The 20638-nt window shown below is 66.9% G+C and carries 21 protein-coding genes and 1 pseudogene; 15 read left to right on the top strand and 7 right to left on the bottom strand.

All coding sequences use genetic code 11. The features are described from left to right. The 10 genes from ACLNEE_RS12545 to ACLNEE_RS12500 all read left to right on the top strand — a co-directional run. Nucleotides 1-406 (top strand): type II toxin-antitoxin system VapC family toxin (locus ACLNEE_RS12545; protein ID WP_412007188.1); only part of this gene is annotated, 406 nt, incomplete at its 5' end. 63 nt (nucleotides 407-469) lie between these two features. Then, nucleotides 470-574, top strand: a complete 105-nt coding sequence (locus tag ACLNEE_RS12540; protein WP_412007187.1) for a type II toxin-antitoxin system RelE family toxin — start codon at nucleotides 470-472, stop codon at nucleotides 572-574. Between the two features lie 87 nt (nucleotides 575-661). Continuing rightward, nucleotides 662-1951 (top strand): flippase, encoded by a 1290-nt coding sequence (locus tag ACLNEE_RS12535; protein ID WP_411421785.1) that lies wholly within the window; start codon nucleotides 662-664, stop codon nucleotides 1949-1951. Next, nucleotides 1948-2793 carry an FkbM family methyltransferase gene (locus ACLNEE_RS12530; protein WP_411421786.1) on the top strand — a complete coding sequence of 282 codons (846 nt, stop codon included), beginning with the start codon at nucleotides 1948-1950 and terminating at the stop codon, nucleotides 2791-2793. Before ACLNEE_RS12535 ends, ACLNEE_RS12530 begins: the two co-directional genes overlap by 4 nt. Nucleotides 2794-2802: 9 nt before the next feature. Next, complete coding sequence (locus ACLNEE_RS12525; RefSeq protein WP_411421787.1) at nucleotides 2803-3483, top strand: class I SAM-dependent methyltransferase; 681 nt, start codon at nucleotides 2803-2805, stop codon at nucleotides 3481-3483. A 398-nt stretch (nucleotides 3484-3881) separates the two neighbouring features. Continuing rightward, a complete protein-coding gene (locus ACLNEE_RS12520; RefSeq protein WP_411421788.1) occupies nucleotides 3882-4304 on the top strand; it encodes a hypothetical protein in 423 nt (140 codons plus the stop codon). A gap of 3 nt (nucleotides 4305-4307) precedes the next feature. Beyond that, on the top strand, nucleotides 4308-5975 hold the full coding sequence (locus tag ACLNEE_RS12515) for a methyltransferase domain-containing protein (RefSeq protein WP_411421789.1): 1668 nt from the start codon (nucleotides 4308-4310) through the stop codon (nucleotides 5973-5975). 174 nt (nucleotides 5976-6149) lie between these two features. Beyond that, nucleotides 6150-6890, top strand: a complete 741-nt coding sequence (locus tag ACLNEE_RS12510; protein WP_411421790.1) for a class I SAM-dependent methyltransferase — start codon at nucleotides 6150-6152, stop codon at nucleotides 6888-6890. Beyond that, complete coding sequence (locus ACLNEE_RS12505) at nucleotides 6887-8155, top strand: glycosyltransferase family 4 protein (protein ID WP_411421791.1); 1269 nt, start codon at nucleotides 6887-6889, stop codon at nucleotides 8153-8155. Before ACLNEE_RS12510 ends, ACLNEE_RS12505 begins: the two co-directional genes overlap by 4 nt. Beyond that, nucleotides 8152-8955, top strand: coding sequence for a glycosyltransferase (locus tag ACLNEE_RS12500; protein WP_411421792.1), 804 nt, complete (start codon nucleotides 8152-8154; stop codon nucleotides 8953-8955). The genes ACLNEE_RS12505 and ACLNEE_RS12500 overlap by 4 nt, the downstream gene beginning before the upstream one ends. Nucleotides 8956-8960: 5 nt before the next feature. On the opposite strand, the gene rfbB is transcribed toward ACLNEE_RS12500, so the two are convergent. Then, nucleotides 8961-10049: a dTDP-glucose 4,6-dehydratase gene (gene rfbB / locus ACLNEE_RS12495; protein WP_412007186.1), complete on the bottom strand. Its 1089-nt coding sequence runs from the start codon at nucleotides 10047-10049 to the stop codon at nucleotides 8961-8963. A gap of 144 nt (nucleotides 10050-10193) precedes the next feature. On the opposite strand from rfbB, the gene ACLNEE_RS12490 reads away from it, so the two are divergent. Continuing rightward, nucleotides 10194-10349, top strand: coding sequence for a hypothetical protein (locus ACLNEE_RS12490; RefSeq protein ID WP_412007185.1), 156 nt, complete (start codon nucleotides 10194-10196; stop codon nucleotides 10347-10349). Nucleotides 10350-10380: 31 nt separating this feature from the next. On the opposite strand, the gene rfbD is transcribed toward ACLNEE_RS12490, so the two are convergent. Genes rfbD through rfbA form a run of 3 tightly spaced genes read right to left on the bottom strand, consistent with a single transcriptional unit; the run spans nucleotide 10381 to nucleotide 12753 of the window. Continuing rightward, nucleotides 10381-11301, bottom strand: coding sequence for a dTDP-4-dehydrorhamnose reductase (rfbD, locus tag ACLNEE_RS12485; RefSeq protein ID WP_411421793.1), 921 nt, complete (start codon nucleotides 11299-11301; stop codon nucleotides 10381-10383). Next, nucleotides 11298-11873, bottom strand: coding sequence for a dTDP-4-dehydrorhamnose 3,5-epimerase (gene rfbC / locus ACLNEE_RS12480; RefSeq protein ID WP_411421794.1), 576 nt, complete (start codon nucleotides 11871-11873; stop codon nucleotides 11298-11300). The genes rfbD and rfbC overlap by 4 nt, the downstream gene beginning before the upstream one ends. After that, nucleotides 11863-12753 (bottom strand): glucose-1-phosphate thymidylyltransferase RfbA, encoded by an 891-nt coding sequence (gene rfbA / locus ACLNEE_RS12475; RefSeq protein ID WP_411421795.1) that lies wholly within the window; start codon nucleotides 12751-12753, stop codon nucleotides 11863-11865. Before rfbA ends, rfbC begins: the two co-directional genes overlap by 11 nt. A gap of 29 nt (nucleotides 12754-12782) precedes the next feature. Here rfbA and ACLNEE_RS12470 point away from each other — a divergent pair, with 29 nt between their 5' ends. Continuing rightward, on the top strand, nucleotides 12783-13241 hold the full coding sequence (locus ACLNEE_RS12470) for a GNAT family N-acetyltransferase (RefSeq protein ID WP_411421796.1): 459 nt from the start codon (nucleotides 12783-12785) through the stop codon (nucleotides 13239-13241). A 12-nt stretch (nucleotides 13242-13253) separates the two neighbouring features. On the opposite strand, the pseudogene ribH reads toward ACLNEE_RS12470, so the two are convergent. Further along, nucleotides 13254-13730, bottom strand: a pseudogene (gene ribH, locus ACLNEE_RS12465) (6,7-dimethyl-8-ribityllumazine synthase); the annotation flags it as partial. 120 nt (nucleotides 13731-13850) lie between these two features. Continuing rightward, a complete protein-coding gene (psbZ, locus tag ACLNEE_RS12460; RefSeq protein ID WP_254934362.1) occupies nucleotides 13851-14039 on the bottom strand; it encodes a photosystem II reaction center protein PsbZ in 189 nt (62 codons plus the stop codon). 149 nt (nucleotides 14040-14188) lie between these two features. On the opposite strand from psbZ, the gene mutS reads away from it, so the two are divergent. Continuing rightward, nucleotides 14189-17050 carry a DNA mismatch repair protein MutS gene (gene mutS, locus ACLNEE_RS12455; protein WP_411421797.1) on the top strand — a complete coding sequence of 954 codons (2862 nt, stop codon included), beginning with the start codon at nucleotides 14189-14191 and terminating at the stop codon, nucleotides 17048-17050. Here mutS and ACLNEE_RS12450 read toward each other — a convergent pair. Next, on the bottom strand, nucleotides 17035-17733 hold the full coding sequence (locus ACLNEE_RS12450) for a precorrin-8X methylmutase (RefSeq protein WP_411421798.1): 699 nt from the start codon (nucleotides 17731-17733) through the stop codon (nucleotides 17035-17037). The genes mutS and ACLNEE_RS12450 overlap by 16 nt on opposite strands. On the opposite strand from ACLNEE_RS12450, the gene holA reads away from it, so the two are divergent. Beyond that, entirely contained in the window at nucleotides 17732-18736 is a 1005-nt protein-coding gene (holA, locus tag ACLNEE_RS12445) for a DNA polymerase III subunit delta (protein ID WP_411421799.1), read from the top strand. The genes ACLNEE_RS12450 and holA overlap by 2 nt on opposite strands. A gap of 33 nt (nucleotides 18737-18769) precedes the next feature. Further along, nucleotides 18770-20626 carry an aspartate kinase gene (locus tag ACLNEE_RS12440; protein ID WP_411421800.1) on the top strand — a complete coding sequence of 619 codons (1857 nt, stop codon included), beginning with the start codon at nucleotides 18770-18772 and terminating at the stop codon, nucleotides 20624-20626. The last annotated feature ends 12 nt before the right edge of the window (nucleotides 20627-20638 follow it).

The raw sequence follows: 20638 nt of genomic DNA, 5'->3' as shown, positions 1-20638 counted from the left end.
AGCGGCAGGTGAGCCAACTGATGGGCGGCTGATGCGGCTGCTGCTCGACACCCAGATCATGCTCTGGTGGTTGCTGGGTGATCCGCGGCTGCGGCCAGCCATCCGGGACCGGCTGGCCTCCAGCGCCTGTGTGGTGTCGGTCGCCAGCATCTGGGAAGTGGCGATCAAGCACCGGCTCGGCAAGCTGCCGGTGGCACCCACCCTGTTTCGCGACCAGTGCCTCGCCGCCGGGGCGACGATCCTGCCCGTGCTGGAGGCACACGTGATCGAGACCGCCCAGCTGCCGGCGCTGCACGACGATCCCTTCGATCGCCTGCTGATCGCCCAGGCGCGCGTGGAGGGCTTGATGGCCGTTTCCGCCGACGCCCGCTGGCCCGGCTACCCCGTGTCGCTGCAGCGGGTGTGATCGCCACCCTCCGGGGCCGTATTGACGATCCGGCCGACCCAGTTCTGGAGTGGGCCGAGGTGCGTGATGCGCTGCTCGCTGCGGTATCGCGTTGTCTACGAATGGCAGCAACAGGAGCTGGTCGCTCTGGTGGTGCGAGTCGGCCACCGCCACGACGTCTACCGCTGAACGGCGATCGCCCCCACTCCCAACGCGCCCTACCCTGAAACCCCAAGCGCGCCTGTGCCACCGCTGGTGACAAACCACCACTAAGCCATGGCCTTGGGGCAACCTCAAGCCAAACCCGAGCGCCTGCGCACGTCCCTGATCAGCCAGGTGGGCAGCCAGGTGTTCAGGCTGGCTGTGTCGATCGGCATTGGCGGCTGGACGGCGCGCTACCTGGGGCCGGAACAGCTCGGCACCCTCAGCTATGTGGCCGCACTGGTGGGCGTGCTCAGCCCGCTGGGGAGCCTGGGCGTGAAGGGCAGCCTGGCGATCCTGCTGTGTGAGGAACCGCCACGACCCGGTCTGGTGGCCACAGCCTTCTGGATCGAACTGGTGGGCACTGCTGTCATTGCCCTGGTGCTGGTGCCATTTGCCTGGGCGGCGCGAGATCCGGTGCTGGCCGGGCTGATGGGCCTGGCGGTGCTGGGGAATCTGTTCAGCTCCGCAGAGGTGTTTGAGGTGGAGCTGCTGAACCGGCAGCAAGGCACCCGCGTCGCAAAAGCAAGGCTGGCAGAGACCGTAGCCGGAGCAGGAGCTTCCATTGTTGCGTTGCTGAGCCGAGCTCCGCTGGTTGCATTTGGAGGTGTGCAGACCGTGGCGATGGTGGCACAAGCTGTTGTTCTTACTGGATTCGCTAACGGCTACAGACTCTCTACTACCTTGCGCGAGGTGTCATGGCCTACAGCACACGTTTTACTGAAACGAGGCTGGCCATTGCTCCTGGCCGGGCTGTCGGTAATGCTTTACGTCAAGAGCGACCAAGTCATGCTGGAATGGCTGCGTGGTCCTGAAGACGTAGGGCAGTACTCAGTAGCCGTAAAGGCAGCCGAGAGTCTTTACTTCCTGCCAGTCATCCTCACCGCAACTTTTCTACCAAGGATTGGTCGTGGCAGTGGGGATTTTCACACGAGTTCAGCACTTAGAAGACTGTACAGAAGTGCATGGACCTTGGGTGTGGGCATGGCGCTTACCACAAGTGAAGTCTTGTCTCCCCTTATTCCGGTTGTCTTTGGTTCAGAGTTTCATGCAGCCCAGGATGCGATGATTTGGTTGGGGCTCGCTTCATTCGCCGTATCAACAGGCACTGCAAGCTCATCCTGGCTTCAGAGAGCAGGGCTGGAAAAGGTTTCAGCAGCTAGAACTGCAGCTGGATGCGTAGCAAATATACTCTTGAATTTGACACTGATCCCCAGATACGGCTTCCATGGAGCAGCCATTGCCACTTGTATCTCTTATGGGTTGGCAACCTTTGCAGTGATGGCAGTATGGTCTGAAGAAACAAGGGCAAACGTCTTGAAGCTTGCCTTTCCCTTCCAGCTTGGAGGCCAAGACGACAGGTGATCACGGCATTCCTTGACCTCTATGCCTCTATTTTTGGCAGACCATGGTTGGCGAAATTCAACAAAGCACTTGTCTTAGCCGGCCTGAGAGGGCTGGGAATTCTAAACTATCGGAATTTCGAGATATCAGGAGAAAAGGGGTTTGCCCAATCAGTTCTGAATACTTACAAAAGAAGAAGGCTGGCAGGTCTATCCACAGCAGACGCAGTCGTCTTCGACATCGGGGCCAACATAGGCAACTGGGCACTGATGGTCGAGAGCCTCAAGAGCAAAGTAGCCTATCGGCTCTTTGCCTTTGAACCCTCTCCGGAAACCTTCACGACACTTGCGGCACGAGTACAGGAGATTCCAGCAATAAGACCGTTCAACATTGGATTATCCAGTCGGCGAGGGACTGCAAGGTTGCATGATTATGCAGAGTCAGCGCATGGGTCAACCCACGCCTCTCTTGAAGACGGCGTCATTACTGAAGTACACAGGCAGGAGGAAAGGACGTTTGATGTGAAGGTGACAACTGGAGATGAATTCTGCAGGGAACAGAGAGTCACCTTTATTGATCTGTTGAAAGTGGACGTCGAGGGTCACGAGCTAAAGGTCCTCCAAGGATTTCAAGCAATGATTGCCTCCGGCAGAATAGGAGCTATTCAGTTCGAGTTTAACGAGACTATGATTCCAAGTCGCACATTTTTGAATGATTTCAGCTCCATTCTCAACAACTACAACTTGTTTAGAATACTGCCCAAAGGAGGCCTCCTGGCAATTCGCGATGACGAGCTTCCAATTTTTCGCTACCAGAACATTGCCGCCATTCTAAAAAGTGATGAAAGCCATAGCAAGGTCTAAGCCTGACGCATGAATGCAAAGCGGCCAAGGCACAACAGCTTTCCCGGGTTAATCATCACAGTGAAGAAAATTGCGAAAACACTCTATCTGAGTATAAAATCAGTTCAGACAAGAATAAAGGTAGTTTTCATCCTCAGAAACGAAGCCCCACTTCGGCTAGAAATTGGTGCAGGCAGTAAGCGAGGAGCAGGAGACTGGATAACACTGGACCGTACTTTAGGCTGTGATTTGACATGGGATTTACGAGCAAGCGTGCCATTCCCAAACAACTCACTGGACAGCATCTACAGCTCACATGTCTTAGAACACATTCCCTTCGAGGATTTGTGCAGGCTTCTGAGAAAATGCCATGCTGCCCTGAAGCCTGGCGGCGATTTCTCCGTATGCGTTCCGAATGCTCGCCGCTACATGCAAGCCTACCTTGCCGGGAAAAACCTATTGGAAGATGAGAAAGTGTACACCCCAGGTCTCAGCAAAACGGGCAGCCTCATCGATCAAGTGAATTACATTGCATACATGGGAAGGGGCGAACATGCCTACATGTTCGACGAAGAGAATCTCATTAATATCATGAGAAACGCCGGCTTTAGAAGATGCAGGCTCCGCGATTTTCAGCCTGGGTTGGACATGCAATCGAGGCGAGTAGGATCCATCTATGCTATTGGATACAAGGAGGGGTCTCAAACCTAAGGCACACCTCGGTGCATCGGCGTCTCTCGAGTTGATCAGTCTGTGGCAATCCTGACCCCCCAATGCCACGCGGAGTCTGTCTACCCATACGGCTCACGGTCCCCCTCGCGCATGGCCCCAGCCACTCCCCCCTGCTCCTGATCGCCTGGCGGCGCCATCCGATCCGTTGCGACCGCCCGGTTGTTCGTCGCCTGCGACGGTCCCAATCCCGAACGCCCAGGCGAAGCGGAGCAGGTGGAAGAGAGCATTATCCTCGACGACGACTACGTCCCCCATCCCGGCGACTTCCCCTGCTGAACAAAACTGCTGGAGCACTGTCGCGTCGACCCGCGGGTTGGGCGGACCGCTCCTGAAGCGGGAAAGCGGCATCCACCTGGTTTCCGTCTTACGTTGGGGCCATGGAGCTCACAACGGACTACCCAAAGTACCAGGACGTCATCCCCAAGCGGATGCGCGAGCAGTTCGGCCTGGCTCCAGGCCAGCTGCTGCAGGTGCTGGCGCTGCCGGGGCAAATCGAGCTGGTGCCAAACCAGCCCCCCTGCTGCGTTACGGGGGTTTCTTGGTGGCGACAACACCTTCCAGCGCGAACCCGACCGCCTGTGAATCCGCAAAGAGCCGTGGTGGACTCGTCAGGTTGGATCGATGTGGTCACCAACGGCCCACTGGCTGATCGATTTCTTGCGGTGCTTGAGGCCGCAGCAAGCCTGATGGTGCCTGCCATCAGCATCGTGGCCACCGCTCGTGCTCATCAGGCCGGGCTGTCCACGATGGATGCCGATTTCAAGGATCTGCACGAAGTGGACCTGATGACGCGCAGTTGACAGATGGCTTTTACTGCCACCCCCGCCGACACCCCCCTGCTCCTGATCGCCTGGCGCCGCCCCCACACCCTGCAGCAGGTGATCGACGCCATCCGGCCTGTCGCCCCGAGCCGTCTGTTCGTCGCCTGCGACGGCCCCAACCCCGATCGGCCCGGCGAAGTGGAGAAGGTGGCTGCAACCAGGGCCGTGATCGAGAACGAGATCGACTGGCCCTGCCAGATCGAAAGCCTCTATTCCGACACCAACCAGGGCTGCCGACTCGGCGTCAGCCGCGCCATCAGCTGGTTCTTTGAGCAGGTGGAGGAGGGCATCATCCTGGAGGACGACTGCGTTCCCCATCCCGACTTCTTCCCGTACTGCACGGAGCTGTTGGCCCGCTACCGCCACGACACGCGGGTGTGGTGCATCAGCGGGAACAACTTTCAGAACGGCCACTGGCGTGGCGATGGCAGCTACTACTTCAGCCGCTACAACCACTGCTGGGGCTGGGCCACCTGGCGCCGCTGCTGGCACCACTACGACGCCGATCTGCGCCAATGGCCAGCTCTGAAGGCATCCGGCCTGCTCGGATCCATCTTTGAAAATCCCCGGGAGGCCCGCTACTGGGCACGCATCTGGGACCGGCTGCTCCAGGAAGGCAAGCCGGACTCATGGGCATACCGATGGACCTTCACCTGCCTTGTGAATGGAGGGTTGACTGCCTTGCCCAACCAAAACCTGGCGAGCAATGTGGGATTCGATCAAGAAGCCTCGCACACAAAGAACTCAACTCTACAGATACCAATTAGCGAAGGCATTCAGCGCCTTATACATCCAAGCCTGATCCTGCGGGATGCAATGGCTGACGCCTATACATTCTCGACCATATTTGAGTCAACCCTCAAGGCAAAGCTTCTCGCGAAAATCAACCGCCTCGTCTTGATACTGGGTCAGTTCCATTTCAACCGCAGAGAAGCGAATCTAACGCCCCCTTTTGCCAATAGCGCCAGGAGGACAAGACTTTACAGCCCCTATTGGATTCCAAGAAAAAACATTGAAGAGGCCATTGCGCCTCTTCAATCTCTAATTCATGGAAACGTGCTTGATTTCGGCTGTGGCTCAATGCCCTACAGGGAGAGCTTTCGCCATGCCTCTACATACACAGGACTTGAGTACGACAGATCTCTTCCCAATGGGAAGACAACCAGGAGAGGAGCCATCTACTTCTACGACGGAAACAGAATCCCCTTTGAGAATCAATCATTTGATTCGATCGTGTCTTTCCAGGTTTTTGAGCACGTAAGAAACCTAAAAGAGACGATTCTCGAGCTGAAACGGGTGGCAAAGCCAGGCTCAGTCTTCTTGTTTACAGCCCCATTGCTGTGGCCAGAGCATGAAACGCCTCATGACTATCGCAGATTCACCAGATGGGGCTATGAGCTTCTCTGTGGTGAGTGCGGCCTAAATGTTACGCACATTCAACCGCTGGGGAATATTTATGATGTTCTTGTTGTTTTCTTCTTAGACTACGTAAGCACCCATCAGTCATCGTTGATTCGCTCCCTCGCCCCCCTACTGGCCCTGCCATTCAACCTGCTTACCGTTCTGCTGGCACGCATGGACAAATGGGCGACAAGGCGCAATCGCTTTGGCTACTTGGATGCGCTGGTGGTATGTTCGATACCCGAATGACAATCTAATCGAAACAAGCAGCTTGACAGCATTGAGGAGCATGCTTTTCAAATTAACAGCCAGAGCGTGATTGAGTTAAACAACTATTCCTTGACGCCCAAGGAGCGCTCAGCCTTGGAGCAGATGCTACTTACGTGTGGCAGCAGCCCGAGGCTTGACCAGATATGGAGAATCATGGACACGGCATGGAAGATATGTGGCTGTGATCAGCAGCATTATGCGCCTGCACTATATAGAGATTTTTACAGCCACCCTGTCTGGCTTCTGAATGGCATTTACGTCGAACAGGATCCAGTATCCATGGGCCATCGGCGATCGATCGCCAACGGAGTGGCCTCACTTGGTCCAAGGCAGATTCTTGATTTCGGCGGTGGTTTTGGCACCCTGGCCAGGCTGATAGCGGATCGCCTTCCTTGCTCGCACGTCTCCATCTGCGATCCGTTCCCTCCAGCGCATGGCTTGGAAGCCTGCAAAGCGTATCCAAACATTACTTTCGTCCATACGCTCACGTCTCACCGATTCGACGCCTTGGTCTGCACCGATGTACTCGAGCATGTGCACGACCCTATCAGCTTACTTGAAGAGATGATTGTAGCGGTGAAGCCAGGTGGGCATCTCTTCATTGCCAACTGCTTTCAACCTGTGATCCTCTGCCATCTACCCTGCACGTTTCACCTACGCTATTTCTTCAGCTGGTGCGCCGAACCACTGGGCCTGCAACAGATCGGGCGATGCCAAGGCAGCCACGCCTGGATCTATCAACGACGCTCTGACGGAGCTATCAACCGACGAAAAGCACGGTTCCGAGAGACCGTGGCAAAAGCCCTGCATCCGCTCCTCAACGGCCTTGCGATACCGGCTCGTCCACTTCTTCGAGGGATCAGAGCCCTGCTCAGGATCGGTGCAGTGAGTTGAACATCTGCCACGTCTCCTTCTCTGATCAAAAGGGTGGCGCTGCCCGCGCTGCCTTTCGAATCCACGCCTCGCTTCAGGGAGGGAGCGCTATTCACGTGACCAGCTCGATGCGGGTCAGCCGTAAGCAGGGTGATGAGCCCTCCATTCACGGACCCAACGGGAAGAAGGCAGCACTCCCCCTGGCCCGCAGCGCACTCGGTGACCTTCTCCCAGCCCTGCAGCGCACCTCCAACCCGGTGCTCCATTCCCTTTCCTGGCTCCCCTGCTCGCTCGACCGGGAACTCAACGCCAGCGACGCCGATCTGCTGCACCTGCACTGGGTGCAGGGGGAGATGCTCTCGATCGAGGCCATCGGCCGGCTGCGCAAGCCCGTGGTGTGGACCCTCCACGACTGCTGGGCCTTCAGCGGCAGTGAGCATTACCCCAATGACCCCGATGATCTGCGCTACCAGCAGGGCTACCACCGCCACAACCGGCCGCCCGGCCATGGCGGCCTGGATCTCGACCGCTGGTGCTGGCAGCGCAAGCGCCGGCACTGGCGCCGCCCCATCCAGCTCGTGAGCCCCAGCCGCTGGCTGGCCGGTTGCGTGCAGCGCTCAGCGCTGCTGGCCCACTGGCCACTGCGGGTGATTCCCTACCCCCTGCCAACGAACGTCTACCAGCCCTGGCCCCAGGCGCTGGCGCGCAAGCTGTTCGGACTGCCGGAAGAAGGGCCATTGCTGCTGTTCGGAGCCATCGGCGGAAGCCGCGACCCGCGCAAGGGCTGGGATCTGCTCGAAGCCGCCCTCCGCCAGCTCGCCCCCACCTTGCCTGCCCTCCAGGCCGTGGTGTTCGGCCAGGCCGAGCCGCTCGATCCACCACGGCTCGGCCTGCCGGTTCACTACGTGGGCGCCCTGCACGACGACCAGACCCTGGCGCTGCTCTACTCCGCCGCCGATGTGATGGTGGTGCCCTCCCGCATGGACAACCTGCCCCAGACCGCCATCGAAGCCCAAAGCTGCGGCGTGCCCGTTGTGGCCTTCAACGCCACCGGCCTGCCCGACGTGGTGGAGCACCAGCGCTCCGGCTACCTCGCCACCCCTTACGACCCTGCCGACCTCGCCCATGGCATCGGCTGGGTGCTGGAGGACTCCGAGCGGCGGGCCGCACTGGGCCTCCAGGCCCGCCAGCGAGCCGAACGACTCTGGAATCCCGGCCGCATCGCCGGGCTCTACGCCGAGCTCTACGAAGAGGTGCTGAACAGTGCACCCAGCCGAACCCGATGACGGCAGCAGCCCAGCCCGAGGTGAGCATCATCGTGCTCACCCGCAACAACCCCCGGGAGCTGGAGGACACCCTCGCCTCGATCCGCAGCCAGCAGGTGTCAGCAAGCCTGCAGGTGGTGGTGGTAGATGGCAGTGATGTGCCCGTGCCCCCGGAAGCGGTGGCGCCCTTCGAGCTGGTGCGCGATCACCCGGCCCGCGGCATCTTCCCGGCCATGAACCTCGGCCTCGCCCACAGCCGCGGCCACTGGGTGCAGTTCCTCAATTCCGGCGACAACTGGCTCCATCCCCACGCCCTTCAGCGCCTTCTGGATCACGCCCAGGCGCACTGCAGGCGCACCGGCACCGCTCCAAGGGTGGTGTTGGGCCAGGCCCGCATCTGCCCCGTACCGCCCAGCCGCTGCCCGCCATGGCTGGTGCCGGATCCGGCGGTGCGCAGCCTGCGCCGCTGGCTGTGGTTCTACCTGCCCAACCACCAGAGCCTGTTGGTGGAGGGCGACTGGGCGCGTGCCCACCCCTACCGCCTCGACGCGCCCCAGGGCGCCTGTCGCGGCTGGATGGCCGCAGCCTTCGCCGACCTCAGCCGCGTGGCCTACCTGCCCGAGCCGGTGGTGGCCTACAACCTCGGCGGCGTGTCCAGCCAGCTGCCTACCTGGGCTGTGCTGCAGCTGCGGCTGCGCGAACCCACCCGGAACTTGCCGGCCAAGGCGGCTGAGATCATCAAGTTCGGCCTGCGACCCTTCGCCCGCTATTACCCCCGCCTGATGGCCCTGCGCTCCCGCCTGGTGGGCTGGCTGGTTTGAGTCCCCTACGCCACCAACCCCAACCGCCCACCGCTGTAACCGCCCTGCTCGCGCACATCCGAGCACCAGCCCTGGTGCTCCAGATACCAGCGCACCGTGACCTCCAGCCCCTGCTCGAAGGCATGGCGCGGCTGCCAGCCCAGCTCACTGCTGATGCGGGCTGGATCGATGGCGTAGCGGCGGTCGTGGCCGGGGCGGTCGGTGACGCGGTTGATCAGCGCGGCATGGGGCGCACCGCCCGGGCGCAGCTGATCAAGCAGGGCGCAGATCGCCTCCACAACCTGCTTGTTGGTGCGCTCGCCGTGCCCCCCCACGCAGTAGCTGCGGCCCAGCTGGCCCTGGTTGGCCGCCAGCAGCAGCGCGTCCACGTGGTCTTCGACGTACAGCCAGTCGCGCACGTTGGCGCCGTCGCCATAGAGGGGGATCGGCTCACCAGCGGCGGCCTTGAGGATCACCACCGGGATCAGCTTCTCGGGAAACTGCCAGGGGCCGTAGTTGTTGGAGCAGTTGGTGAGCACCACCGGCAGGCCGTAGGTGTGGTGCCAGGCGCTCACCAGGTGGTCGCTGGCCGCCTTGCTGGCTGAGTAGGGGGAGCGGGGGTCGTAAGGGGTGGTTTCCGAGAAGCGGCCCGTGTCGCCCAGCGAGCCGAACACCTCGTCGGTGCTGATGTGGTGGAAGCGGAAAGCATCCCGGCGCTCCTCGCTCAGCCCCTCGTGGTGGGTCCGCACCGCCTGCAGCAGGTGGAAGGTGCCGGTCACGTTGCTGGCGATGAAGGCGCCGGGGCCCTCGATCGAGCGGTCCACATGGCTCTCGGCCGCCAGGTGCATCACCAGATCCGGGTCGGCCTGGCGCACGGCGGCGGTGGTGGCCTCCGCATCGGTGAGGTCCACCCGCAGCAGCTGGTGACGCTCAGCCGCCTTGGGCAGTGCCTCGATGCTGGTGAGGTCGCTGGCGTAGCCGCACTTGTCGAGGTTGAACACCGTGGCCGTGCTCTCGGCCAGCAGCCGCCGCACCACCGCGCCGCCGATGAAGCCGGCCCCACCGGTGACGAGCACCCGCCTGCGGGAACCGAGCAGGGCAGGCAGATCGATCACGGCGGCAGGCTCCGTTCTGGTGAGGCACGGGGCTGCAAGCTACCAGTACCGCCGGCCGCCGCTCCGAACCGGCGGACTGCTGCAGAAGTTCGGGACGAAACCGCCAGGATTGGCTTGATCCAGACAGCAACTACTACGGAGACGATGTGCACCGATCTCTCCGACGAGTCCGATCACAAGAGTGATGGTGGTGGCGGCAGTACTGGCGCTGTCGCCGGGTTCCGTCCATTCGGCACAGGGAACAACACACCGGTGAGCAACGCGCTCATCGACCAGCTGCGGAATCAGGAAGGTGTTTGATGCACCACCTGCTCGTGGGCAGCGGACGGGATCAGCCCCCCAGCCGCCCCAGCACCTGCCGCAACGCCGCGCGCCAGTGGAGGGGCTCCAGGTCCAGCGCCGCGCGGCTGGCGGTGCAGTCGAGCAGGGAGTAGCTGGGGCGCCGGGCCGGGGTGGGGTAGTCAGTGGTGGTGATGGGTTTGACGCGAGCCTGACGCTGCAGCAGGCCCAGCTCCTGGCCCAGCTCGCCGATCGCCACGGCGAAGTCGTACCAGCTGGCGGCGCCGGCATCGCTCCAGTGCAGCACCGGCGGCAGGGGCTCCCCAGCGCCGGCTGCCGCCGCCTCGGCGCACGCGATCAGCCGCCAGCAGGCCGCCGCCAGGGTGGGGGTGCTGGTGGGACAACCCACCTGGTCAGCCACCACGCCGATCTCCTCTTTCTCGCCGTGCAGGCGCAGCATCGTGAGGCAGAAGTTGCGGCCCACCGGGCCGTACACCCAGCTGGTGCGCAGCACCTGGGCCCGCCCCTCCGCCGCCAGGGGGCTGGCCAGCACCGCTTCCTCGCCGGCCGCCTTGGTGGCGCCGTACACCCCCAGGGGGCTGCGGGGTTGGCCCGTGCCGTACGGGGTGCCCTGGTGGCCGTCGAACACGAAGTCGGTGCTCAGGTGCAGCAGGCGGCCGCCGGTGTCGGCCAGGGCCGCGGCCAGGGCCGCCGGGGCTGCGCCATTGACGGCCTGGGCCAGCTCGGGCTCGCTCTCGGCCCGGTCCACCGCGGTGTAGGCGCCGGCGTTGAGCACCCAATCGGGCCGCCGCTCCAGCACCAGCTGCCGGCAGGCCTGCGCATCGGCCAGATCCAGCTCGGCGCGGCCCGTGGCGATCAGCCTCACCCCCTCGGGGCACCGGGCCACCAGCTCCTGGCCCAGCTGCCCGCCGGCGCCGGTGAGCAGCACCGTGAGAGGAGGGCCGCCGCTCATGCGAACAGGTCCGCGTCCGCCAGGGCCGGTGCCACGCCGTCCTTGGCGCTGAGCAGGGGCTGGCCATCGGGCAGGCCCTCCCGGGGCCAGGCGATGCCGATCTGCGGGTCATCCCAGCGGATGCCCCGCTCGCACTCCCTGCTCCAGAAGTCGGTGGTCTTGTAGAGCACCTCCGCCTCGGGGCTCAGGGTGAGGAAGCCGTGGGCGAAGCCGGCCGGCACCCAGAGCTGCTGCTTGCTCTCGGCGCTCAGCACCACCCCGGCCCACTGGCCGAACGTGGGGGAGCTGCGGCGGATGTCCACCGCCACGTCGAAGATCTCGCCCACCAGGCAGCGCACCAGCTTGCCCTGGGGGTGGGGCGGCCGTTGGTAGTGCAGGCCCCGCAGCACCCCCTGCACCGAGCGGGAGTGGTTGTCCTGCACGAAGGCCGTGGGGCCGGCGGCGGCGTCGAAGGTGGCCTGGTTCCAGCTCTCGAAGAAGAAGCCACGGTCGTCGCCGAACACCCGTGGGGTCAGCAGCAGAACGCCCTCCAGCACAGCCCCCTGGGCCGTGCGCAGTTGCTCAGCCTGCATCGGTTCGCTCCAGCAACTGCAGCAGATACTCGCCGTAACCACTCTTGCGCAAGGGGGCGGCGAGGGCCTCCAGCTGGGCCGCGTCGATCCAGCCCATGCGCCAGGCCACCTCCTCGGGACAACCCACCTTCAGCCCCTGGCGGTGTTCCAGGGTGCGGATGTAGCTGGCCGCCTCGTGCAGCGAATCGCAGGTGCCCGTGTCGAGCCAGGCCATGCCGCGGCCCATCAGCTCCACCCGCAGCAGCCCCTCCTCCAGGTACTGGCGGTTGAGGTCGGTGATCTCCAGCTCGCCGCGGGGCGAGGGCACCACCCGCCGCGCCCGCTCGACCACGCTGTCGTCGTAGAAGTACAGGCCCGTGACGGCAAAGCGACTCTTCGGTCTGGCGGGTTTCTCCTCGATGCTCAGCACCCGCCCCCGGGGATCAAAGGCCACCACCCCATAGCGCTCCGGATCCCGCACGGGATAGGCGAACACCGTGGCGCCGTCCCCGCGGCCATTGCAGCCCTGCAGCTGCGGGCTGAGGTCATGGCCGTGGAAGAGGTTGTCACCCAGCACCAGCGCCGCCGGCGCCCCGGCCAGAAAGGCCTCCCCGATCAGGAACGCCTGGGCCAGGCCATCGGGGCTGGGCTGCACGGCGTAGTGGATCTCCATCCCCCAGCGGGCCCCATCCCCCAGCAGCCGCTCGAAGGCCGGCTGGTCGCCGGGGGTGGTGATGATCAGCACCTCGCGGATCCCCGCCAGCATCAGCGTGCTGAGCGGGTAGTAGACCATCGGCTTGTCGAACACCGGCAGGAGCTGCTTGCTCACCCCAACCGTGATCGGGTGGAGCCGGGTGCCACTGCCGCCCGCCAGGATGATGCCCTTGTGCTTCGGGTTCAAGGCTGCTGGGTGGCTGGGAGGATGTTCCCATGGTCGCGATCCAGCTGCTTCGCCACGCCCCCGGCGCCCCCGGCCTGCGCTGGCTGGGCCTGGGGCCGGGCCTGCGTCCCACCCGTGGCCTGCTGAAGCTGCGGCGCCTGTTTGACCATCACGCCTTCTGGGCACAGGACCGCAGCTACGCCAAGCTGCGCCGCCTGCTGGCCGGCAGCCCGGTGGTGGTGAGCCTCTGGCGAGGCAAGCGGCTGGTGGGCTTCGGGCGGGCCAGCAGCGATGGGGCCTGCCGTGCCGTGCTCTGGGATGTGGTCGTTGCCGGTGACCTGCAGGGCCGGGGACTGGGCCGCCAGGTGGTGGAGGGCTTGCTCAGCGACCCGCGGCTCCAGCAGGTGGAGCGGGTGTACCTGATGACCACGAACAGCGCCGGGTTCTACAGCCAGCTGGGGTTCGCGCCGGCGGGCAGCCAGCACCTCCTGGTGAAGCAGCGCCCTTAATCGGCCCCCCTAGCCGGCCAGCGCCGCCATCAGGCTGCCCATCTCCAGGGCCTGCAGGCCGTAGCTCCAGCCCAGGTTGCTCTTGATGCCGGCCCGCTCGAGGGCCTGCTGCATCGTGTCGGTGGTCAGGACCCCGAAGATGACCGGCACCCCGGTCTGGCGGCTGACCGCGGCCACCCCCTTGCTGACCTCGGAGACGACGACGTCGAAGTGGGGCGTGTCACCCCGGATCACCGCTCCCAGGGTGATCACCACCTGGTAGCGACCGCTGGCCGCCAGGGTCTGGGCCACCAGCGGGATTTCAAAGCTGCCGGGCACCCAGGCCACATCCAGCTGGGGACTGCTGGCGGAGGTGTCGATGCCGTGGCGGCCGAGGCAATCCAGGCAACCGCTGAGCAGCTTGGCAGTCACCAGGTCGTTGAACCGCGCCACCACCACGGCGATGCGCAGGCCATCGGCGCCGATGAAGCGCCCTTCGAAAATCGCCACAGGCTCCCGCCACCACGGTGGCGCCGCAAGGTGGGTTCAGCCTAGAAGTCGCCGGCGAAGCCCCCGGATTGAACCTCGGATCCGCCCGGAGGCTCGAGCCAGCCCACAGCGACGCTGTCCTCAGACGACGAAGAAGCTCATCCCCCAGTTGACCAGCACCAGGGCCACCCAGGCGATGCCCCCCAGCAGGATCAGCCGGTTGGAGCGGCCACTGTCCTCGCTGCTGGCGTAGAGCACGGGAACGGCCACGATCAGGGCGAACGACATCACCACCAGGGCCAGAACGGTGAGCGTGTTGAGGATCTGCATGGATCAGCGGCGTCGCCGGGCCGGTCAGTGCCGGGATTCTCACACGCGACACCGGCGCCGCCGGGAGCCCGGGGCTGGATCCTTCACAAGTTGTCGGGGAGGTCACGGACGATCGGCCTACGATCTCCCCCCGTCCCCTGCGAGCAGCCGTGGCCGCGGAAGCCGACCTCCAGCTTTCGCTCGCGCCTGAGCTGGCCCTGCAGGGCTCCCTGTTCGGCGAGCCGGCCTGCGAAGACCAGGTCCCGGAGCAGCCCGCGCGGGCAGCGGCCCCAGCCTCGGCGGCAGCGGACGATCCCGTGGCGGACGCGGCAGCCCGCCCCCGCCGGCGCCGGCAGGGGCCCGGCACCAGGCCAACCCCCGGGGCCGCCGGCGAGGCCGCCACCGATCCCCCAGGCGAGCCCGCTGGCGACAGCGGGACCGAAGCGGACACCGACCTGCCGCCCTGGCACCATCACAGCCTGGTGGAGCCCGCCCAGCTCACCCCGATGCTGCGCCACTACGTGGAGCTCAAGCGGGCCCGCCCCGAGCACGTGCTGCTCTACCGCCTGGGCGACTTCTTCGAGTGCTTCTTCGAAGACGCCATCACCCTCTCGCGCCTGCTCGAACTCACCCTGACCGGCAAGGAGGCGGGGAAGGCCTTCGGCCGGGTGCCGATGGCCGGCATTCCCCACCACGCCGCTGAGCGCTACTGCGCCGACCTGGTGCGCCGCGGCCTGAGCGTGGCCCTCTGCGACCAGCTGGAGACCACCCCCGCCAAGGGGGAGCTGCTCCGGCGGGACATCACCCGGATCCTGACCCCCGGCACGGTGCTGGAGGAGGGGATGCTCGCCGCCCGCCGCAACAACTGGCTCTGCGCGGTGGTGGTGGAGCCGGAGGGGAGCGGCGCCCGCTGGGGCCTGGCGGTGGCCGATGTCAGCACCGGCGAGTTCCGCCTCACCGAACGGGCGGGCAGCGACACCCTCCACCAGGAACTGCTGCAGGTGGAGGCCGCCGAGGTGCTCTGGCCCGGCGAACGGGGGCAGGCAGCCGCCGCCCCCAGCTGGTGCCCCGAGGGCCTGCCCCTCACCCCCCTGCCCCGGACCCCCTTCGAGGCCCCGGAAGCCTCCGTCACCCTGCGGCGGCGGTTCGGCCTGGCCAGCCTCGATGGGCTCGGCCTGGGCGAGCGGCCCCTGGCCCTGCGGGCCGCCGGGGGGCTCGTGGCCTACCTCGACGGCACCCAGGGCAACACGGCGGGGGGCGGCGTTGCGGCGGGCAGCGTTGCGGCGGGCGGCGTCGTGCCCCTCGATGTCCCCACCTGCTGGCATGCCGGGGACAGCCTGGTGCTGGATGCGGCCACCCGGCGCAACCTCGAGCTCACCCGCACCCAGCTGGGCGGCAGCTTCCATGGCTCGCTGCTGTGGGCCCTGGACCGGACCCACACGGCCATGGGAGGCCGGTGCCTGCGCCGCTGGCTGGAGGCCCCCCTGGTGGATCTGGCCGGCATCGAGGCCCGCCAGGAGGCCGTCGCGGCGCTGGTGCACGATCGCCGCCTGCGGCTGGCCCTGCGCCGGCTGCTGCGGCCGATGGGCGATCTGGAACGGCTGGCCGGCCGGGCCGGGGCCGGCAGTGCCTCGGCCCGCGACCTGGTGGCGCTGGCCGACGGGCTCGAACGCCTGCCCCAGCTGGCCGACCTGCTGCAGCCCTGCGGCGCGGCGGCGCTGCAGGGCCTGGCGAGGCCGTGGCCCGAACTGGAGGCCCTGGCGGCCGAGCTGCGCCACCTGCTGCTCGAATCCCCCCCCCTCTCGCTGACGGAGGGGGGCCTGATCCACGACGGCGTCGATCCCCTGCTGGACGGCCTGCGCAACCAGCTCGACGACCAGGACGCCTGGCTGGCGCGCCAGGAGGCCGCGGAGCGGGCCGCCAGCGGCATCGCCAGCCTGAGGCTCCAGTACCACCGCACCTTCGGCTATTTCCTGGCGGTGAGCAGAGCCCGGGCCGCCGCGGTGCCGGACCACTGGATCCGCCGCCAGACCCTGGCCAACGAGGAGCGGTTCGTCACCCCGGAACTGAAGGGGCGCGAGGGCCAGATCCAGCAGCTGCGGGCCCGCACCGCCCAGCGGGAGTACGAGTTCTTCTGCGCGCTGCGCCGTCGGGTCGGGGAGCAGGCCCCGGCGATCCGGCAGGCGGCACGGCTGGTGGCCGAGCTCGATGCCCTCGCCTCCCTCGCCGAGGTGGCCGCCACCGGCGGCTACTGCCGCCCCACCATGACCGAGGGCAGGGAGCTGCAGATCGAGGCGGGGCGCCATCCGGTGGTGGAACAGCTGCTGGTGGAGGAACCCTTCACCCCCAACGGCATCGCCCTGGGGCGGGAGCCGGACCATCCGCCCATCGGCGACCGCCAAGCCGGCGGCGATGGCCCCCCGGACCTGCTGATCCTCACCGGCCCCAATGCCAGCGGCAAGAGCTGCTACCTGCGCCAGACCGGCCTGCTGCAGCTGATGGCCCAGATGGGCAGCTGGATTCCGGCCCGCTCGGCCCGCCTGGGCATCGCCGATCGGATCTTTACCCGGGTCGGCGCCGGCGACGACCTGGCCGCCGGCCAGTCCACCTTCATGGTGGAGATGGCCGAGACGGCCAACATCCTCCACCACGCCACCGCCCGCTCCCTGGTGCTGCTGGATGAGATCGGCCGGGGCACAGCCACCTTCGATGGCCTCTCGATCGCCTGGGCGGTGGCCGAGGAGCTCGCCCAGGGCATCGGCGCCCGCAGTGTCTTTGCAACCCATTACCACGAGCTCAACGAGCTGGCCGAGCTGCTGCCCAACGTGGCCAATGCCCAGGTGCTGGTGGAGGAGACCGGCAGCGATCTGCGCTTCCTGCACCGCGTCGTGCCGGGCGGTGCCAGCCGCAGCTACGGCATCGAGGCGGCCCGGCTGGCCGGGGTGCCGGCCTCGGTGCTGCTGCGCGCCCGGCAGGTGCTGAGCCGCATCGAGGCCAACAGCCAGGTGCGGGTGGGTCAGGACGCCGCCTGAAGCCAGCCGGCCCGCAGCAGGGCGTTGCAGGCCGCGGCCACGAGAGCGGCACCGCCCTTCGACCCCTCCAGCCGCACCTGGGCCAGGCCGCTCGCCGCCAGCTTGCGCTTGCTCTCCGCCACCCCCACGAAGCCCACGGGCATGCCGATCACCAGGGCCGGCGCCGGCACCGCACCGCTGGCCACCCGCTCCAGCAGCCGCTCCAGGGCCGTGGGGGCACTGCCCACCAGCACCACCAGGCCGCCCCCCAGCTCCGCCAGGGCGCGCTCCATGCCCACCGCGGTGCGGGTGGATGCCGCCGGGGCCTGGGGTGGTGCCCAGGCGAGCACACAGTGCACCGGGTTGGCGAAGGTGCGCGCCGCCATCGGCGCCACGGCCGCCGCGGCCATGGCCGTGTCGGTGAGGATCGGCGCCCCCGCCGCCAGGGCCGCCAGCGCGGCCCCGCAGGCCCCCGGGGAGAAGCGCAGATCCGGCGCGATCGTCAGATCACCGCTGCTGTGGATGCAGCGCTCGAGCACATCGCGCTCGAGGGGAGTGAGCTCCTCGGCCCCGCCCCGGGCCTCCAGCTGGGCCCGGATCCGACGGATGCTCTCGGTGAAGATGGGGTGATCGATGGGGTGGGATCGGCGGGCTGAGGCCGGCAGCGTGCCCCAACCCTGCCGCGTTGGCCAGACTCCAGCCATGCCGATCCACCTGCTCTGGGGCGATGACGAGGCGGCCCGCGGCCGGGCCGTCACCAGCCTGATCGCGGACCTGATCGATCCGGCCTGGGCCACCGTGAACCTCAGCCGCCTCGACGGCAACGAACCCGCCCAGGCCGCCCAGGCCCTGGAGGAGGCCCGCACTCCGCCCTTCGGCGCGGGGGCCCGGCTGGTGGTGCTGCAGCGCAGCCCCTTCTGCAACCAGTGCCCCGCCGACCTGGCCGACCAGCTGGAGGCCACCCTGCCGCTGATCCCCGAGCAGTGCCATCTGCTGCTGGTGAACGCCGCCAAGCCGGACGGGCGGCTGCGCACCACCAAGACCCTGCAGAAGCTGGTGAAGGCCGGCGAGGCCGTGGAGCGCAGCTTCCCGTTGCCGGCGATCTGGGACGGCGCCGGCCAGCTCGAGCTGGTGACTCGCACGGCGCGGGAGCTCGGCCTGGGCCTGGAGCCCGGCGCCGCCGAGGCCCTCAGCGAGGCGGTCGGCAGCGACAGCGCCCGAATCGCCAGCGAACTGGAGAAACTGAGCCTCTACAGCGGTCAGGGCGGCGGCCCGATCGGCCTGGCGGCGGTGCAGGCGCTGGTGGGCGGTCACAGCACCAGTGCCCTGGCCGTGGGGGAGGCTCTGCTGGCCGGACAGCCCGCCGAGGCCATCGCCCTCACCGATGCGCTGCTGGAGGCCGGGGAGCCGGCCCTGCGCATCGTGGCCTCCCTCACCAGCCAGATCCGCGGCTGGCTGTGGGTGGCCCTGCTCGACCAGCGGGGCGAGCAGGACGTGAGCGTCATCGCCAAGGCGGCCGGCATCGGCAACCCGAAGCGCATCTACGTGATGCGCAAACAGATCCGCGGTCAGGGCGGGGGCCGGTTCCTGGCCCTGCTGGGCCAGCTGCTGGAGGTGGAGGCGGCGCTCAAGCGGGGCGCCGATGCCGGCGACGCCTTCCGGGACGGCTTTCTGCTCGCCCCCGCCCTGCAGGGCAACGGCCGATAATCACCCGTTCCGATCACGCCGGATCCCGCACCCATGGCCCTGCTGGTTCAGAAATTCGGGGGCACCTCGGTCGCCGACGTGGCGCGCATCCAGGCGGTCGCCCGCCGGGTCGCGGCCAGCCGCGAGGAAGGCCACGAGCTGGTGGTGGTGGTCTCGGCCATGGGCCACACCACCGACGAACTGACCGGCCTGGCCCGGGCCATCTCAGCCGAGCCTCCCCAGCGGGAGATGGACATGCTGCTGGCCACGGGCGAGCAGGTGTCGATCGCGCTGCTGTCGATGGCCCTCCATGCCGAGGGCGTGCCGGCCGTGTCGATGACGGGCACCCAGGCGGGCATCGTCACCGAGTCGGCCCACGGCCGGGCCCGCATCCTCGAGATCCGCACCGAGCGCCTGCGCCGCCTGCTCGACGACGGCCATGTGGTGGTGGTGGCGGGCTTCCAGGGCACCAGCAGCGGCCAGGCCGGCACCCCGGAGATCACCACCCTGGGGCGCGGCGGCTCCGACACCTCCGCGGTGGCGCTGGCCGCGGCCCTCGGTGCCGAGGCCTGCGAGATCTACACCGATGTGCCCGGCGTGCTCACCACCGACCCGCGCAAGGTCGCCGATGCCCAGCTGATGGAGCAGGTGAGCTGTGACGAGATGCTGGAGCTGGCCAGCCTGGGCGCGGCGGTGCTGCATCCCCGGGCGGTGGAGATCGCCCGCAACTACGGCGTGCCGCTGGTGGTGCGCTCCAGCTGGAGTGACGCCCCCGGCACCCGGCTCACCAGCGGCAACCCCCGGCCGATCGGCCATGAAGGCCTGGAGCTGGGCAAACCGGTGGATGGTGCCGATCTGGAGAGCCGGCAGGGGGTGGTGGCCCTCTCCCACGTGCCGGACCGTCCAGGCGTGGCCGCCCAGCTGTTCGAGGCGCTCGGCGCCGCGGGCCTGAACGTGGACCTGATCGTGCAGGCCACCCACGAGGGCCGTGCCCAGGGGGCCTCCAGCCAGGTTGCCTACACGAACGACATCGCCTTCACCCTGGCGGAGGACGATCTGGACCAGGCCCAGCTGGTGTGCCGCGAGGTGCTGGCGGGTCTGGGCGCCGAGCTGGGGGAGGGAGGGGCCCAGCTGTGCGGCGAGCGCGGCATGGCCAAGCTCAGCATCTCCGGTGCCGGGATCATGGGCCGCCCGGGGGTGGCGGCGCGGCTGTTCGACACCCTGGCCCGCTATGGCATCAACCTCCGCCTGATCGCCACCAGCGAGGTGAAGGTCAGCTGCCTGGTGGCCGGCGACCAGGGGGCCCGCGCCCTGCGGGCGGCCGCCGAGGCCTTCGAGCTGGGCGACGGCCAGCTGCGCCACGATCCCCAGCCCTGCCGGCTGGGCGACCCGGCCGTGCGCGGCGTCGCCCTCGACCGGGATCAGGCCCAGGTGGCGGTCCGCCAGGTGCCGGACCGCCCCGGCACCGCGGCCGCCGTCTGCCGGGCCCTGGCCGATGCCGGCATCAGCCTGGACACCATCGTCCAGTCGGAACGCACCCACGGCAGCGGCAGCCAGCTGAGCCGGGACATGAGCTTCACGCTCAAACGGGACGACCGCCGCCATGCCGAGGCGGCCCTCGCCCCGCTGCTGCGCCTCTGGCCGGGCTCCCGCTTCGAGGAGGGGCCCGCCATCGCCCGGGTCAGCGCCGTGGGGGCCGGCATGCCCTGCACGCCGGGCACGGCGGCGCGGATGTTCCGCTGTCTGGCGGAGGCCGGGATCAACATCGAGATGATCGCCACCAGCGAGATCCGCACCAGCTGCGTGGTGGCCGAGGCCGACGGGGTGCGCGCCCTTCAGGCGGTGCATGCCAGCTTCGGCCTGGGGGGGACGGCCCTGCACCGGGCCGAAGGCAGCGAGGCCCCGGTGTAGCCCCCCGTTCAG

Origin of the sequence: Aphanothece stagnina RSMan2012, from assembly GCF_046764815.1 — a bacterium.
Classification (GTDB): Bacteria; Cyanobacteriota; Cyanobacteriia; order PCC-6307; family Cyanobiaceae; genus NIES-981.
Note: the sequence above shows the minus strand (reverse complement) of the source record. Positions and strands in the feature narration are given on the sequence as shown.

What these genes read in the sequence shown, in the direction of transcription:
- ACLNEE_RS12510 (WP_411421790.1), top strand. Translation starts at nt 6,150, where the DNA reads ATGGACACGGCATGGAAGATATGTGGCTGTGATCAGCAGCATTATGCG.
- ACLNEE_RS12525 (WP_411421787.1), top strand. Translation starts at nt 2,803, where the DNA reads ATGAATGCAAAGCGGCCAAGGCACAACAGCTTTCCCGGGTTAATCATC.
- psbZ (WP_254934362.1), bottom strand. Translation starts at nt 14,039, where the DNA reads ATGCAGATCCTCAACACGCTCACCGTTCTGGCCCTGGTGGTGATGTCG.
- ACLNEE_RS12515 (WP_411421789.1), top strand. Translation starts at nt 4,308, where the DNA reads ATGGCTTTTACTGCCACCCCCGCCGACACCCCCCTGCTCCTGATCGCC.
- ACLNEE_RS12490 (WP_412007185.1), top strand. Translation starts at nt 10,194, where the DNA reads ATGTGCACCGATCTCTCCGACGAGTCCGATCACAAGAGTGATGGTGGT.
- ACLNEE_RS12470 (WP_411421796.1), top strand. Translation starts at nt 12,783, where the DNA reads ATGGTCGCGATCCAGCTGCTTCGCCACGCCCCCGGCGCCCCCGGCCTG.
- rfbD (WP_411421793.1), bottom strand. Translation starts at nt 11,301, where the DNA reads ATGAGCGGCGGCCCTCCTCTCACGGTGCTGCTCACCGGCGCCGGCGGG.
- holA (WP_411421799.1), top strand. Translation starts at nt 17,732, where the DNA reads ATGCCGATCCACCTGCTCTGGGGCGATGACGAGGCGGCCCGCGGCCGG.
- ACLNEE_RS12500 (WP_411421792.1), top strand. Translation starts at nt 8,152, where the DNA reads ATGACGGCAGCAGCCCAGCCCGAGGTGAGCATCATCGTGCTCACCCGC.
- ACLNEE_RS12440 (WP_411421800.1), top strand. Translation starts at nt 18,770, where the DNA reads ATGGCCCTGCTGGTTCAGAAATTCGGGGGCACCTCGGTCGCCGACGTG.
- rfbC (WP_411421794.1), bottom strand. Translation starts at nt 11,873, where the DNA reads ATGCAGGCTGAGCAACTGCGCACGGCCCAGGGGGCTGTGCTGGAGGGC.
- ACLNEE_RS12520 (WP_411421788.1), top strand. Translation starts at nt 3,882, where the DNA reads ATGGAGCTCACAACGGACTACCCAAAGTACCAGGACGTCATCCCCAAG.
- ACLNEE_RS12450 (WP_411421798.1), bottom strand. Translation starts at nt 17,733, where the DNA reads ATGGCTGGAGTCTGGCCAACGCGGCAGGGTTGGGGCACGCTGCCGGCC.
- ACLNEE_RS12535 (WP_411421785.1), top strand. Translation starts at nt 662, where the DNA reads ATGGCCTTGGGGCAACCTCAAGCCAAACCCGAGCGCCTGCGCACGTCC.